11 protein-coding genes are annotated in these 14,853 nt (G+C 46.8%); 10 read left to right on the top strand and 1 reads right to left on the bottom strand.

What is annotated here, in order from left to right:
• Window positions 1–39: 39 nt before the first annotated feature.
• Window positions 40–1,254, bottom strand: coding sequence for a nucleotidyltransferase family protein (locus QGT46_RS01665; protein WP_148459052.1), 1,215 nt, complete (start codon window positions 1,252–1,254; stop codon window positions 40–42).
• Between the two features lie 244 nt (window positions 1,255–1,498).
• Here QGT46_RS01665 and pta point away from each other — a divergent pair, with 244 nt between their 5' ends.
• The 10 genes from pta to glgB all read left to right on the top strand — a co-directional run bounded on the left by pta (window position 1,499) and on the right by glgB (window position 14,726).
• Window positions 1,499–2,503 carry a phosphate acetyltransferase gene (gene pta, locus QGT46_RS01660; RefSeq protein WP_148459053.1) on the top strand — a complete coding sequence of 335 codons (1,005 nt, stop codon included), beginning with the start codon at window positions 1,499–1,501 and terminating at the stop codon, window positions 2,501–2,503.
• Window positions 2,504–2,537: 34 nt separating this feature from the next.
• On the top strand, window positions 2,538–3,731 hold the full coding sequence (locus QGT46_RS01655) for an acetate/propionate family kinase (protein WP_024727046.1): 1,194 nt from the start codon (window positions 2,538–2,540) through the stop codon (window positions 3,729–3,731).
• Between the two features lie 63 nt (window positions 3,732–3,794).
• A complete protein-coding gene (locus QGT46_RS01650; RefSeq protein ID WP_024727047.1) occupies window positions 3,795–4,313 on the top strand; it encodes a YceD family protein in 519 nt (172 codons plus the stop codon).
• A gap of 5 nt (window positions 4,314–4,318) precedes the next feature.
• Window positions 4,319–4,498 (top strand): 50S ribosomal protein L32, encoded by a 180-nt coding sequence (rpmF, locus tag QGT46_RS01645; protein ID WP_006565851.1) that lies wholly within the window; start codon window positions 4,319–4,321, stop codon window positions 4,496–4,498.
• A gap of 109 nt (window positions 4,499–4,607) precedes the next feature.
• Window positions 4,608–5,618 carry a phosphate acyltransferase PlsX gene (plsX, locus tag QGT46_RS01640; protein ID WP_148459054.1) on the top strand — a complete coding sequence of 337 codons (1,011 nt, stop codon included), beginning with the start codon at window positions 4,608–4,610 and terminating at the stop codon, window positions 5,616–5,618.
• A gap of 5 nt (window positions 5,619–5,623) precedes the next feature.
• The gene (rnc, locus tag QGT46_RS01635) at window positions 5,624–6,319 is read left to right on the top strand and encodes a ribonuclease III (protein ID WP_024727049.1); all 696 of its coding nucleotides are present in this window, start codon (window positions 5,624–5,626) and stop codon (window positions 6,317–6,319) included.
• 2 nt (window positions 6,320–6,321) lie between these two features.
• On the top strand, window positions 6,322–9,882 hold the full coding sequence (smc, locus tag QGT46_RS01630) for a chromosome segregation protein SMC (RefSeq protein WP_148459055.1): 3,561 nt from the start codon (window positions 6,322–6,324) through the stop codon (window positions 9,880–9,882).
• 25 nt (window positions 9,883–9,907) lie between these two features.
• Window positions 9,908–10,840 (top strand): signal recognition particle-docking protein FtsY, encoded by a 933-nt coding sequence (ftsY, locus tag QGT46_RS01625; protein ID WP_024727051.1) that lies wholly within the window; start codon window positions 9,908–9,910, stop codon window positions 10,838–10,840.
• A complete protein-coding gene (gene ilvA / locus QGT46_RS01620; protein ID WP_024727052.1) occupies window positions 10,841–12,058 on the top strand; it encodes a threonine ammonia-lyase in 1,218 nt (405 codons plus the stop codon).
• Window positions 12,059–12,461: 403 nt separating this feature from the next.
• Window positions 12,462–14,726, top strand: coding sequence for a 1,4-alpha-glucan branching protein GlgB (gene glgB, locus QGT46_RS01615; RefSeq protein WP_148459056.1), 2,265 nt, complete (start codon window positions 12,462–12,464; stop codon window positions 14,724–14,726).
• The last annotated feature ends 127 nt before the right edge of the window (window positions 14,727–14,853 follow it).

The raw sequence follows: 14,853 nt of genomic DNA, 5'->3' as shown, positions 1-14,853 counted from the left end.
GAAAAACCCCCTGTCCTCTTAAGCCTATGAGACGGACGGTTATATTATGATTTGTTCTTCTTTTACCTGAGTCTTAAATTTTGCCCGAAGCATCATCTGGTAGAGGGCATCCGCTTTTCTCTCTGTTTGAAGCATCTGTTCCTGGACCTTCGTAAGCGGATCGTCAAGCGGTCTTAAATGCCGGACCATCGGCCAGGTTTTTTTCTTTTTGATTTCCCGGATCAGAGAGGAAGCCTCTTTTTTAAAGCCAAGGATCTGAAAATACAGGGGCTGTTCTGAGCGGGTATAGCTGTCCTTTATTTCCTGCTTCATGCCGAGGAGGATGTGCAGGAGACCTCTGCTTATACGGCTCCAGGTCAGGCTTTTGTTTTTGACGGCTTCGATCTGGCAGGAAAAGGGCTGGCCCGGAACGGTCATACTGATCAGACGGTCACTCAGATCCTTTGAGACGTCCCAATAGTCCTCAAAGGAATCTTCCATGCAGAGTTTATAGGACAGCAGATCGGAAAAATCATCGAGCAGGATGGGAAACCGGCGCCGGTAATCCTCACAGAGGATCGGGTGCAGATTTTCCGGCATGCTTTCCAGACACTTGTTAAGGCCGTCAAAAACAGCCAGCTGTGACCGGATGGCGGAGGCAGAGCTGATGCTGCCAGTCAGGTCAAGACTCCGGTGGCTGCTCTGTTTCCTTGGGATACAGAATGGACGGATGCTGCTGTTTCTGCGTTTCAGCGCCATGATATATTCGAGCCCCAGAAGGTTGTTTGGCTCTCTGAGGATATCGGCGTCACTCTTGGAACAGCCAAGTGAGAGAATCGCTTTTTCCCTCGCTTTGGGATAGGAAATGCCGGTCTTTAAAAATTTTTTGATCTGCTCCGTGAGATCCTCCTCTCTGTCTGCAAGAAGGCTTCCGAGGGAGATCAGAAGGCTCAGAGATCCGCATTCACTCCCGAAAGAGAGAATGTCTACCACACCAAGGCCTTCCAGGAGGGCGACACTGCCGTCTGCAAAATACGGGGCGCTGCCGGAGGAAAACCAGAGCGGCAGCTCCAGCGCCAGGTCGGCTCCGTTCATGAGTGCCATTCTGGCCCTTGTTTTTTTTTCGATGACGGCCGGGGCGCCGCGCTGTACATAATTTCCGCTCATCAGTGCAATGATATAATCAGCGCCTAAGATGCGCTTTGTCTCTTCGATATGATAAAGATGTCCGTTATGAAACGGGTTATACTCACAGATAATTGCCGCAGTTTTCATTGCTGCTCTCCTTTCTTTTGTGAAATCATTATAACAAAGAACTCAAAAAAGGTAAAATTGCACAAAAAAGAGGAAATAAAAGGCTGAAACTTGCTATTAAAAATAAAAGATAGTAAAATGAAAACATTATGAGATGAGATGTACTAGGAAAAGTACAACAAGGCATATTGTATACAACAAACGAATATTGTATAATTTCCATGAGAAGAATTCATCTTTGTAGAAAGTTGGAAGGAGCAACGTAATGAGTTTTATTGATGTGATTAAAGAACGAGCTAAGAGTGAGAAAAAAAAGATTGTTTTGCCTGAGACCGGAGATCCCCGTACTCTCGAGGCGGCAGACACAGTGCTGAGAGAAGGGATAGCTGACATTATTCTTGTGGGAAACGAGGAGGAGATTTTAAGCCGCGCAGAGGGATTAGATCTATCCAAGGCCTATTTTGTAGATCCAAATAACTGCGAAAGACTCAATACATACATCGAATCTTTGTGCGAAGCCAGAAAGAGCAAGGGACTGCTTCCGGAAGACGCAAAAGAAATCCTGCTTTCCAACCCGCTGTTTTTCGGAGCTACGATGGTGCGTGCCGGAGATGCGGACGGTATGGTTGCGGGGGCGGTAAACTCATCCGCCAACGTTCTGCGGTCTGCCCTTCAGGTTGTCAAGACGGCTCCGGGGACAAGGATCGTTTCTGCCTTCTTCCTGATGGTAGTGCCGGACTGTGAACTCGGCGCCAACGGCACTTTCGTATTCGCAGACTGTGGATTGAATCAGAATCCGAATTCAGAACAGCTGGCAGCCATTGCCGGAAGCTCTGCGCAGACGTTTAAACAGCTGGTTGGAGAAGAACCGAGGGTTGCCATGCTTTCCCATTCCACAGTGGGAAGTGCAAAGCACGACGATGTGACAAAGGTTGTGGAAGCAACAGCGATCGCAAAGAGAGATTATCCGGATACACTGATCTGCGGAGAACTGCAGCTGGATGCGGCGATTGTTCCTGAGGTGGCTGCATCAAAGGCTCCGAGAAGCGAAGTGGCAGGAAAAGCCAATGTGCTCGTCTTCCCGGACCTGGATGCAGGAAATATCGGATACAAATTAGTCCAGAGGCTGGCAAAAGCGGAAGCCTACGGCCCGGTTACCCAGGGGATTGCAAAGCCTGTCAATGACTTGTCCCGTGGATGCAAGGCGGAGGATATCGTCGGAGTTGTGGCGATTACAGCAGTGCAGGCGCAGCTTACGGAGAACAATTAGAGATTAAAAGATTAGAATATATAGGAGAATGAAGATGAAAGTTTTAGTTATTAATTGCGGAAGTTCCTCCCTCAAATACCAGTTGATCGATTCAGACACAGAAGACGTACTGGCAAAAGGTCTCTGTGAGAGGATCGGGATTGACGGAGCCCTGACGCATGAGCCTGCCGGAAAAGACAAGATCAAGACTACTCCGGCTATGCCGGACCACAAGACGGCCATCGGCATTGTGCTTGAGCAGCTTACAGACAAAGAAAACGGTGTGATCGCATCTTTGGACGAGATCAGTGCCGTGGGACACAGAGTCGTACACGGCGGAGAAAAGTTTACGAAATCCTGCATTATCACAGAGGATGTGTTAAAAGAGATCGAGGAGTGCAACGTATTTGCACCGCTCCATAACCCTGCGGCTCTGATCGGAATTGAGGCCTGCCGGGAACTCATGAAGAATAAGCCGATGGTGGCAGTTTTTGATACCGCATTCCATCAGACGATGCCGGAAAAAGCATTTCTCTATGGAATCCCGAGAAAGTACTATGATGAAGACGGAATCCGCCGCTATGGATTCCACGGGACTTCTCATCAGTTTGTTTCCCGTGAGGCTGCCAAAATGCTCGGAAAAGACATCAAGGATATCAATATCATCGTATGCCATTTAGGAAACGGTGCCAGTGTCACAGCAGTCAAAGGCGGAGAATCTGTAGATACTTCTATGGGGCTGACACCGCTTGAAGGGCTGATCATGGGTACACGTTCCGGAGACCTGGACCCGGCGATCCTTGAGTTTATCGCTAACAAAGAAAATAAAACCGTGTCCGAAGTAGTCAGTATCTTAAACAAAGAATCCGGAGTGCTCGGAATGTCCAGCGGTATTTCTTCTGATTTCAGAGATGTCAAAGCCGCAAAGGCAGAGGGCAACAAAGCGGCAGAGGCTGCGATGGCTGCTTATGTTTACCGTGTGGCAAAATATATCGGAGCTTACACTGTGGCTATGAACGGGGTGGACGCCATCGCCTTCACAGCGGGACTGGGAGAAAATGACGACGCCACGAGAGCGGCCATCGGAGAATATCTGGATTGCATCGGTGCAAAGATCGATGCTCAGAAGAACGATGTGCATGGAAAAGCGGCGGTCATTTCAACGGATGATTCCAGGGTCAAAGTGCTCTGTATTCCGACCAACGAGGAAGTGATGATCGCAAGGGATACGGTAGCCCTTGTAAAATAAAATTACTTGACAAACAAATATTGCGTTTGTATAATAGACAAGTATGAAATTTTAGGAGATAGTATGCTGATTCAGTTATCAAAATTGTTATCAATGCCGGATCATGAAGAGACGGTGGAATGTTCCATGGATATGGAGGAGCTTATTCTCAAAAGAGAAAGCTATCCGATCCTCGAAAAGCCTTCTTTTCCGGTTATTTTAAAAAATGAAGGGAAGAGGACGGTTTCCGTCTCATTTCAGACAAGCATCACAGTCGGGATGCCCTGTGACCGGTGTCTCACCGAGGTTCCGGAAAAGATCAGGCTCAATGTCTCAAAGACATTGGATTTTGATGACATAGAAGAAACTTGTAAGGATCAAGTGTCTTTCGTAGATGGAAGCAGTCTTAATGTGGATAAACTTATTCTTGAAGAAGTGATTCCCCTGCTGCCAACAAAGGTGTTATGCGGTGAAGACTGCAGAGGGCTTTGTCCAGTGTGCGGAACGAATCTGAACAAGGAAGAGTGTGGCTGTGACCGGGCGGTTAAAGATCCGCGGATGGCAGCTATCCAGGATATTTTTAAGAATTTTAAGGAGGTGTAATACCAATGTCAATCTGTCCGAAGAATAAATCTTCAAAAGCGAGAAGAGATAAACGTAGAGCTAACTGGAAAATGACTGCACCAGCTTTAGTAAAATGCAGCAAGTGCGGTGAATTAATGATGCCTCACAGAGTGTGCAAAGCCTGCGGATCTTACAATAAAAGAGAAATCGTAAATGCTCAGTAAGAGTTGACAGCAGCATATGTTGTCATGAATTGCCATGCGTTTAGACTTTATGAGTTTAAGCGGATGGCATTTCTTTTCATCTGGTAATTTTGTATCAAGGAGGTTGCAAATGGAAAAGATAGTTAAAGTAGCGCTGGATGCCATGGGAGGGGACAATGCCCCCGGAGAGATCGTAAAAGGCGCGGTGGATGCGGTGAACGAAAACAGCAATATTAAAGTTTACCTTGTCGGAAAATCCCCGAGAATCCACGAGGAATTAAAGAAATACCGCTATAAGAGCGAGCAGATCGAAGTGATCAATGCAGAAGAAGAAATTTCTTGTGATGAATCACCGGTAGAGGCGATTCGTAAGAAGAAAGATTCTTCCATGGTAGTCGGGATGAAGATGGTAAAAGACCAGACTGCAGATGCATTCGTATCAGCGGGAAGTTCAGGAGCGATTCTCGTGGGAGGACAGTTCGTGGTGGGCAGGATCAAAGGGGTGAAACGCGCCCCTCTGGCCGCTCTGATGCCGACTACAAAAGGGGTTTCCCTGATCATCGACAGCGGCGCCAACATGGACGCAAAACCGGAATACCTTCTGGGATTTGCAAAGATGGGTTCTATTTATATGGAAGACGTGGTAGGTGTTAAAAATCCGAAAGTTGCCATCGTAAATGTCGGCGTGGAAGAGGCAAAGGGAAACGCACTTGTAAAAGAAACATTTCCTCTTTTGAAGGAATGTGAGGAGATCAACTTTACCGGAAGCATCGAGGCCAGAGAAATCCATTCCGGTCAGGCAGATGTAGTAGTCTGTGATGCTTTTGTGGGAAATGTGATCCTGAAATTGTCAGAAGGCCTGTCCTCAACACTGATGTCAATTGTAAAAGACGGAATGATGCAGAGTCTCCGCGGAAAGATCGGAGGGCTTCTCGTAAAACCGTCACTGAAAAAGACCCTGAAACGCTTTGACGCATCGGAACACGGCGGAGCTCCTCTTCTCGGTTTAAACGGCCTGGTCGTGAAGATGCACGGAAGTTCCAAGGCAAAAGAGACGAAGAATGCGATCATACAGTGTATTGCTTTTTCAGAGGCAAAAATCAATGAAAAGATCAAAGAACAGATTGTAAAGGAAAAATAAAAGGTATGAATCAATCAAATCAGGAAGATTTCCAGAAAAAAATCAAGATTCGTTTTCATGACAAGAAATTGCTGACGACTGCACTGACCCACAGTTCCTATGCAAATGAGCGGAAACTTCCCCGGGGGAAAGACAATGAACGGCTGGAGTTTTTGGGAGATGCGGTGCTGGAACTGATCATGAGCGACTATCTGTTTAAGACTTACAAAGACGAACCGGAGGGAAAACTGACAAAAATGAGAGCCAGCCTTGTCTGCGAGCCTACTCTGGCATTTTGCGCCAAGGATCTCGCTCTGGGCGATTATCTGCTGCTGAGCAAAGGGGAAGACCTGACCGGAGGAAGGGAGAGGGATTCCATCTTATCGGATGCGTTTGAGGCCGTGATCGGAGCCGTATATCTGGATCAGGGCTTCGATGAGGCCAGAAAGTTCGTGGAAACGTATCTGCTTCAGGACGTGGATGAAAAGGTGTTGTTTTATGACGCCAAAACTTCGCTCCAGGAACTTGTGCAGAGCTTCTCCAAGCAGCCCCTTACTTATGAACTGATAAAGGAAGAGGGACCTGACCACCAGAAGACTTTCACGGTGGAGGCCAGGCTCGGGGAAAAAGTCATTGGAACCGGAACGGGAAGAAGCAAGAAAAGTGCGGAGCAGACGGCAGCCTATGAGGCAATGAAACATAAGGACGGGATATTGAGGTAGCTATGTATCTGAAAAGCATTGAAGTGAATGGATTTAAATCCTTCGCCAACAAAATGATTTTTAAATTTGACAGCGGCATCACGGGAATTGTTGGTCCCAACGGAAGCGGAAAAAGCAATGTGGCGGATGCGGTCCGGTGGGTGCTCGGAGAACAGAGCGCAAAACAGCTCCGGGGCGCCAAGATGGAAGACGTGATTTTTTCCGGCACGGAGATGAGAAAGCCGATGGGTTCTGCTTACGTTGCCATCACTATGGACAACAGCGACCACAGTCTGCCGATCGGGTTTGAAGAGGTCACGGTGGCCAGGAGAGTTTACCGCTCCGGTGAAAGCGAATATCTGATGAATGGCAGTCCGTGCAGGCGGAAAGATATCGTGGAATTGTTTTTTGATACCGGAATAGGCAAAGAGGGCTATTCTATTATCGGTCAGGGACAGATCGACCAGATTTTGAGCGGTAAGCCGGAGGATCGGAGAGAACTGTTCGATGAGGCTGCCGGCATCGTAAAATATAAAAAGAATAAACTTGAGACAGAAAAATCTCTGGAGGCAGAACGGGAAAACTTAAACCGGGTAACGGATATCCTTTCGGAACTGGAACGGCAGGTTGGCCCTCTGAAGTCTCAGTCTGAAAAGGCAAGAGAATATCTCTCATACAGAGACAGGCTGAAGGAATATGACACATCAATGTTCCTCGTGGAAAACGGCCGGCTGTCCGATGAGATCGAGAGTCTGGATGGGAAGATCCGGATCGCCCAGGGAGAAGTGGATGACGCGGACAGGCGCCTGGAACAGACGAAAGCCGAGTATGAGAGACAGGACCGGTATTTAAATGAGCTGAAACACAAGATCGAGGCCGGGACAGAAGAACTTTCTATGGCCAAAGTCGACAAAGAGAAACAGGAAGGCCAGATCAAGGTCTTAAGAGAACAGATGAACACGGAGCGGATGAGGGAGACTCATCTGACATCTGACATCCGCCGGCTTACCGGAGAAAAAGAGGACAAGTGCTCACAGCTTTCTGAACTTCGAAAAGAGCGCAGGGAAATCGAAGAGGCGGTTTTGAAAGCCCAGGAAGATACTGTGGAAAGAGAGAGCAGAGTCGCATTTCTCCAGAAGGATATTCAGGATACGGAGAAAGAACTTGAGAAGCTTCGCAGAAATCAGCAGAGTTTTGCCAACAATCAGATGAATCTTTCCAACAGGCTGCAGCATGTGGAGACTGTGAGGGAGCAGCTGGATGTGCGGATTCGCCATCTGATCTCGCAGGCAGAAAACTCCGGACATCACAGGGCAGAGCAGGAGAAGAGAAAAGAACAGGAAGAATATAAGAGGCTCGGACTGGCGGAAGAAAAAAGGCGGATCCTCAAGGAACTGGAGACAGAGCAGGAGATCTGCGGCGGACTGGGAGATGAGAGAAGATCCGTCCAGGAGGAGCTCACCCTGAAAAAGGAGGGTTTCCACAGGAGCCAGTCCAGCTATGAGACGTTAAGAAACATGGCGGAACGCTATGAGGGATATGGATTCGGCATCAAGAGGGTGATGGAGCAGAAGGAGAGATATCCGGGTATCATCGGTGCTGTAGCCGATATCATGAAAGTCAGGAAAAAATATGAACTTGCCGTGGAGACTGCTCTCGGAGGAGCGATTCAAAATGTAGTCACGGATACCCAGCAGACAGCCAAGGAAATGATCGAATTTCTGAAAAAAAACCGGTACGGCAGGGTGACATTCCTTCCGCTCAACGCAGTAAAGCAGAGGGGCGGATTTCCAAGGCCTGAGGCAGTGCATGAGAAGGGAGTGATCGGCACCTGTGACCGTCTCGCCAGCTATGAAGACAGGTTTTCAGACTTGTTCCAGTCACTTCTCAGCCGTGTACTCGTAGTGGAATCCATCGACGACGGGATTCGGATCGCGGCAAAGTACAAACACTCTTTCCGCATCGTAACGCTGGAAGGGGATGCACTGAACCCCGGAGGTTCTATGTCCGGAGGTGCCTATAAGAATAAGAGCAATCTTCTCGGAAGAAACCGTGAATTAAAAGAACTTGAGCAAAAGCTCCTAAAGGACAGAGATGAAATTCTGCGTCTCTCCAAAGTGCTTGAAGAAAAGACAGAGCAGTACGGGCAGGCGGAAAAGAAGATCAGCCGTTTAAAAGGCAGGATTCAGGAAAATACGCTTCGGGAAAACACTGTGGTGATGACGATGAAATCCATTGACAAACAGATTCATGAGGAAGCAGAGAGGGAGCAGGAATATTTAGATCAGGCTCAGGCTCTGCGCCAAGAATACCGGTCCATGGATGGCGATGTGACATCTTTATCTGATAAAAAACAGGTGCTGGAGGAAGCAAACCAGACCGAAGAACAGAAGATCCACAGCCTTTCCAAACATTTGGAGGAAGCCAGACGCATGGCAGAAGAAAAGGCCAGGGAAGTTTCCGAGGCACATATGAAAGCCGGCCAGCTGAAGCAGCGCCAGGATTTTATCATGAGCGGCGGAGAACGGCTTCGTCTGGAACTTTTAAAAATTGAAGAGGATCTGGAGGCACTTGGCAGGCAGACCGGTTCTGTCGATTCATCCATCGGAGACATTGAGAGGCAGATAGAAGCATGCAGACAGGGGGTCCAATCAAAAAGTCTCTGGATTGAAAAAGAAGAGAAGAATCTTTCTCAAAAGCAGAGGCTGCTTTCAGAGACTGAGGAGAAGTATAAGGAGAGTCTGAAAGTCAGAGAAGAACTTATGCAGAGAGTCAACGGTTTTGACAAAGAAGTGCTGAGGCTTACGTCTGCAAGGGAAAAGCTTGAGGAAAAACAGCAGGAGCTCCTGGAATACATGTGGGAGAATTATGAGCTTACATATCATCAGGCAAAGTCGCTGTCAGGGGAAGAACCTCAGGAAAGCCTTACAGAATTGAAGAAGAAAATTGCTGAGATCAAGACACAGATCAGGGAACTGGGGCCGGTGAATGTCAATGCAATAGAGGACTACAAAGATGTTTTGGAGAGATATGAATTTCTGAAAAAACAGCACGAAGATATCGTAAAGGCGGAGGCACATCTGGCAGGGCTGATTAATGAACTGGAAGCTGCCATGAGGAATCAGTTCAGAGAGAAATTTAAGGATATTCAGGAGATGTTCCAGACGGTGTTTCAGGAACTTTTCGGGGGAGGATATGCAAGGCTTGAACTCACCGACGACGATGTGCTGGAGTCCGGTATCCGGATTATTGCACAGCCGCCGGGGAAAAAACTGCAGAATATGATGCAGCTTTCCGGAGGAGAAAAGGCCCTGACAGCTATTTCCCTTCTGTTTGCTATTCAAAATCTGAAACCTTCGCCGTTTTGCCTGCTGGATGAAATCGAGGCTGCGCTGGATGATTCCAATGTGGCAAGATTTGCACAATACCTGCATAAGCTTACAAAAGAAACACAATTTATTGTAATTACCCACAGACGTGGTACAATGACAGCAGCGGATATTTTATATGGGATCACCATGCAGGAGAAAGGTATCTCCACACTGGTGTCCGTGAGTCTGATCGAAAACGATCTGGACGAATAAAGCTTTGATGGGAAGGAGATTTGAAATGGCAGAAAAGAAAGGATTCTTCAGCAGACTGGCTGCAGGACTTACAAAGACCAGAGATAACATTGCCTCAGGTTTTGACTCTATTTTTAAAGGGTTTTCCAGCATTGACGATGATTTTTATGAAGAACTGGAAGAGATAATGATCATGAGCGACATGGGGATTGATACTACCATGAGCATCATTGAAAATCTGAAAAAGAAAGTAAAAGAAGATAAGATCAAAGAGCCGGAAGAGTGCAGGCAGGTTCTCATTGACTCCATTAAGGAGCAGATGAAGCTGGACGAAGAGGCATATGATTTTAAAGATAAAAAGAGCGTTGTGCTGGTCATCGGCGTCAATGGCGTGGGCAAGACCACATCAGTGGGCAAAATGGCATCCCTGCTGAAAGGCGAGGGGAAGAAGGTCATGATGGCGGCGGCGGACACATTCCGTGCGGGTGCTATTGAACAGCTGAAAGAGTGGGCAGGCCGCGCCGGTGTAGATATTATCAGCCAGGCTGAAGGGGCGGACCCGGCAGCCGTGGTGTACGATGCGGTTTCCGCTGCGAAAGCCAGGAATGTAGATGTGCTTCTGTGTGACACGGCCGGAAGGCTTCACAACAAAAAGAACCTGATGGATGAACTGAAGAAGATCAACCGCATTGTTGAGCGGGAATACCCGGAAGCGTACAAGGAGACACTCATCGTACTGGACGGCACGACGGGTCAGAATGCCCTTGCACAGGCAAAACAGTTTAAAGAGGCCACAGACATCTCCGGTATTATCCTGACAAAGCTGGATGGTACGGCAAAGGGAGGCATCGCCATAGCAATCCAGGCAGAACTGGGAATTCCGGTGAAATATATCGGAATCGGCGAACAGGTGGATGACCTGCAGCCGTTTGATCCGGATATGTTTGTAAACGCACTGTTTGATAGAGGAGATGAGTAGATGTTAACATTAAACAAATTCGAGAAAGCATATGACAAAGTACAGGAGATCGTTCTGCCCACAAAACTGATCAAAAGCGATTATTTTTCTGAGCAGACAGGAAACCTCGTTTATTTGAAGCCGGAAAACATGCAGCTGACCGGTGCCTATAAAATACGGGGAGCGTATTATAAGATCAGCACACTGAACGAAGAAGAAAAAGTAAAAGGACTGATCACCGCATCTGCCGGAAATCACGCGCAGGGAGTGGCGCTGGCCGCAAAGAGACAGGGTGTGAAGGCTACCATTGTTATGCCGACTACGACTCCGCTTTTGAAAGTCAACCGGACGAAAGATTTAGGCGCAAAAGTGGTCCTTTACGGAGATGTCTATGATGAAGCGTGTGAACATGCGCTGAAGCTTGCACAGGAGAAAGGATTTACATTTGTGCATCCCTTTGATGATCTGGCTGTTGCAACAGGGCAGGGGACCATTGCGATGGATATCTTCAAGGAACTGCCCACCGTGGATTATATTTTAGTACCGATCGGCGGGGGAGGACTTGCGACAGGAGTTTCTACCCTGGCCAAGCTTTTAAATCCAAAGATCAAAGTCATCGGTGTTGAGCCTGCGGGAGCGGCCTGCATGAAGGCTTCACTGGAGGCCGGAAAAGTTGTATCCTGCGAACATGTAAATACCATCGCCGACGGTACGGCTGTTCAGACGCCGGGGAAAAAGATATTCCCTTACATACAAAACAATATCGACGATATCATTACGGTAGAAGATGAAGAACTGATCCCGTGCTTTCTGGATCTTTTGGAAAACCATAAGATGCTTGCAGAGAACTCAGGCCTCCTTACCATTGCGGCACTGAAGCATCTAAAAGCAGAGGGGAAAAAAGTGGTCCCGATCATCAGCGGCGGAAATATGGATGTTATTACGATTGCATCTTTGGTACAGCACGGTCTGATTATCAGGGACAGGATTTTTACGGTTTCCGTATTTCTGCCGGACAAGCCGGGGGAACTCACGAGAGTTTCAAGGGTTATCTCCCAGGCTCAGGGCAATATCGTGAAGTTAGAGCATAACCAGTTTGTAAGTATCAACAGAAACAGCGCAGTGGAACTTACGATCACGATGGAAGCTTTCGGAACAGAGCATAAAAACAAGATCATCAAGGCGCTTCAGGACACCGGCTATAAACCGGAAATCAGAAGCTCAAAAAGTGTGTTTTAGCAATTTTTACAAAGGATAAATAAAAGTCATCAAAAAACAGTTTCCGCAGAAGACAGAAACTGTTTTTTTGCACTTTTTAGTGCATCACAGTGTTACAATAAGTGCAAAAATTAGGTTTTCAAAATTAACAAAAAAAGGACGGAAAAAATGTATTAAATTTTGTACAATTTGTTGTATAAAGTCCCCTTTTTATGTTATAATAGGTTTATGAAACAGATGTCAGCAATTTGATCTTGTAAAGGACAGCATCGGTTACGTTCTTAGCTATACAGAATTTGATTATACGTAGATTAGGAAGTGTGATTTTGACCATTTGCAAGGACAAAATGGTGAAATTTGCACTTTTTTTATTAGCTTATACATATAATACTTAGTATGTATTTGAAGGAGGAGGATTTATCCCATGGAAACAAACATTAGCAAAGAGGACTTATATTTATTTCAGACGGGAAAAGCGCAGAAAGCATATTTAATGTTTGGATGCCATTACTTGAAAGAAGCGGACTCCCACGAGTTTGTGGTATGGGCGCCAAATGCCAAGTCTGTCAGTCTGGTCGGAGATTTTAATCAGTGGAATCCGCTTTCACATCCGATGAAGCAGACAGAACCGGGGATTTACTCGATCCAGGTAGAAGGACTGGAAAAAGGGGATTTATATAAATACTACGTGGAAGGCATGGACGGCAAATGCAGATATAAGAGTGATCCGTTCGCATTTTATTCAGAGATGAGACCGGATACGGCATCTGTTGTGTGGGATGAGCTCGACGGTTTTTCGTGGAGGGACAAGCGCTATTTAAGCCGCAGAAAGAAAAAACAGGATGTAAGCCAGCCGATGTCTGTTTACGAGATGCACCTGGGCACATGGAAGATGCCGAAAGAGGAAGAGCGGGAGTTTTATAATTACCGTGAGATTGCAGACATGCTCGTTCCATATCTGCAGAAGATGGGATATACCCATGTAGAACTGATGCCGGTGACAGAATACCCGTATGATCTTTCATGGGGCTATCAGGTGACCGGATACTATTCTGTGACTTCCCGCTACGGCACACCGGAAGATTTTATGTATTTTATAGATAAGCTTCACCGGGCAGATATCGGCGTGATCTTAGACTGGGTGCCTGCACATTTTCCGAGGGATGAACACGGACTTGCCCTGTTTGACGGGTCCCACATTTATGACCACGCAGACCCGAGAAAAGGAAGCCAGCCGGACTGGGGCACACTGCTGTTTAACTATGGAAAGCCGGAAGTGCAGAGTTTTCTGATCTCCAGCGCCGTATTTTTTGCCGAGAAATATCACATCGACGGTATCCGAATTGATGCGGTCAGCGCCATGCTGTATCTGGATTTCGGCAAAAAGCCGGGAGAGTTTGTGCCCAATGAAGACGGTACCAATATCAATTACGAAGCCGTAGAGTTTCTTCAGAAGCTGAATCATACGATGCGCTCTAATTTTGACGGGTTCATCACAGTGGCTGAGGAATCTACCGCGTATCCTAAAGTGACCAGCAGTATAGATGATGAAGAAGGACTTGGATTTACATATAAGTGGAACATGGGATATATGCACGACTCCCTCTATTACATGGAACTGGATTCCCTGTTCCGGAAAGAAAACCATGGAGCCATTGTATTCTCTATGGACTATGCGTACAGTGAAAACTATATCCTGCCATACTCACACGATGAAGTTGTGCACGGAAAAGGTTCCATGATTAACAAAATGTTCGGAGAATACGAGCAGAAGTTTGGGTCACTGAAAACGCTGTACGGATTTATGTTTGCTCATCCGGGAAAGAAACTGCTGTTCATGGGCGACGACTTTGCACAGTTTGTAGAGTGGAGAGACAAGGAAGAATTAGACTGGTTCCTGATCGATGAATACGAGACACATAAAACCATGAACGATTATGTGGCGAAGTTAAACGAACTTTACTGCAGCGAACCGGCTCTGTACGAACTGGACAACAAACCGGAAGGATTTGAATGGCTGCTTCAGAGAGATGCAGATCACAGTGTTGTGGCATTCATCAGAAAATCTAAAAAGCGCAGAGGAAAACCGCAGGAGCAGATCGTGTGTATCTTTAACTTTACGCCGGTAGAGTGGGATAAGTACCATATCCCGATGCCGAAAGGCGGAAAGCTTACAAAGATCCTGGATACCGGGGATAAGGTATACGGAGGAACCGGAGAAGTCAGCCAGAAGTCGGCGAAAGTCCGGAAAAAGAAGATCAAAGGCAAGAGGAACGCCTGTGAGCATTATGCGGTCATCACATTAAAACCGCTCAGTGCTGTTATGTATAAATATACGCTGGAAGACACTCCGGCCAAGAAGAAGGCGGAACCAAAGAAGGCAGCAGCAAAGAAGCCGTCACCGAAAGTAGCGGAGACTGTAAAAACTGAGGCTGTAAAGACACCGGTGAAAAAGGAAGCTTCTAAAATTACAGAACCGGCAGCGGCAAAAAAGGAGACCCCAAAAACTGCGGAACCGGTAGCAGTGAAGAAAGCCGAGAAGCCGGAAGCAAAAAAAGAACAGACAACAAAAGATATACAAAAACCTAAAAAGAAGGAGGCCGAAAAAGAAGTAAAGCAGCAGACTGAAGTTTCCACTAAAAAGAAAACAGCAGCGAAGAGTGCAGATAAAAAAGAAGAAACAAAATAGGTATTATAACTTCTCGGAATCTTCAGCCCTGATTTTATAAGGCTTTCAGACCCTATCTCAAAAAAATCACCCACTTTTTTTAAAAACACTTGACAAATCGCTCAAAATTTGCGGCGAAGCCGATTGA

Origin of the sequence: Anaerostipes faecis (assembly GCF_910574135.1) — a bacterium.
In the GTDB taxonomy this organism is placed as follows: domain Bacteria; phylum Bacillota; class Clostridia; order Lachnospirales; family Lachnospiraceae; genus Anaerostipes; species Anaerostipes hominis.
The sequence above is the reverse complement of the archived record's forward strand: the minus strand, read 5'-3'. Positions and strand labels throughout refer to the sequence as shown.

Excerpts from the sequence above, each read along its gene's own strand:
- QGT46_RS01665 (WP_148459052.1), bottom strand. The coding sequence starts at position 1,254 with ATGAAAACTGCGGCAATTATCTGTGAGTATAACCCGTTTCATAACGGA.
- pta (WP_148459053.1), top strand. The coding sequence starts at position 1,499 with ATGAGTTTTATTGATGTGATTAAAGAACGAGCTAAGAGTGAGAAAAAA.
- QGT46_RS01655 (WP_024727046.1), top strand. The coding sequence starts at position 2,538 with ATGAAAGTTTTAGTTATTAATTGCGGAAGTTCCTCCCTCAAATACCAG.
- QGT46_RS01650 (WP_024727047.1), top strand. The coding sequence starts at position 3,795 with ATGCTGATTCAGTTATCAAAATTGTTATCAATGCCGGATCATGAAGAG.
- rpmF (WP_006565851.1), top strand. The coding sequence starts at position 4,319 with ATGTCAATCTGTCCGAAGAATAAATCTTCAAAAGCGAGAAGAGATAAA.
- plsX (WP_148459054.1), top strand. The coding sequence starts at position 4,608 with ATGGAAAAGATAGTTAAAGTAGCGCTGGATGCCATGGGAGGGGACAAT.
- rnc (WP_024727049.1), top strand. The coding sequence starts at position 5,624 with ATGAATCAATCAAATCAGGAAGATTTCCAGAAAAAAATCAAGATTCGT.
- smc (WP_148459055.1), top strand. The coding sequence starts at position 6,322 with ATGTATCTGAAAAGCATTGAAGTGAATGGATTTAAATCCTTCGCCAAC.
- ftsY (WP_024727051.1), top strand. The coding sequence starts at position 9,908 with ATGGCAGAAAAGAAAGGATTCTTCAGCAGACTGGCTGCAGGACTTACA.
- ilvA (WP_024727052.1), top strand. The coding sequence starts at position 10,841 with ATGTTAACATTAAACAAATTCGAGAAAGCATATGACAAAGTACAGGAG.
- glgB (WP_148459056.1), top strand. The coding sequence starts at position 12,462 with ATGGAAACAAACATTAGCAAAGAGGACTTATATTTATTTCAGACGGGA.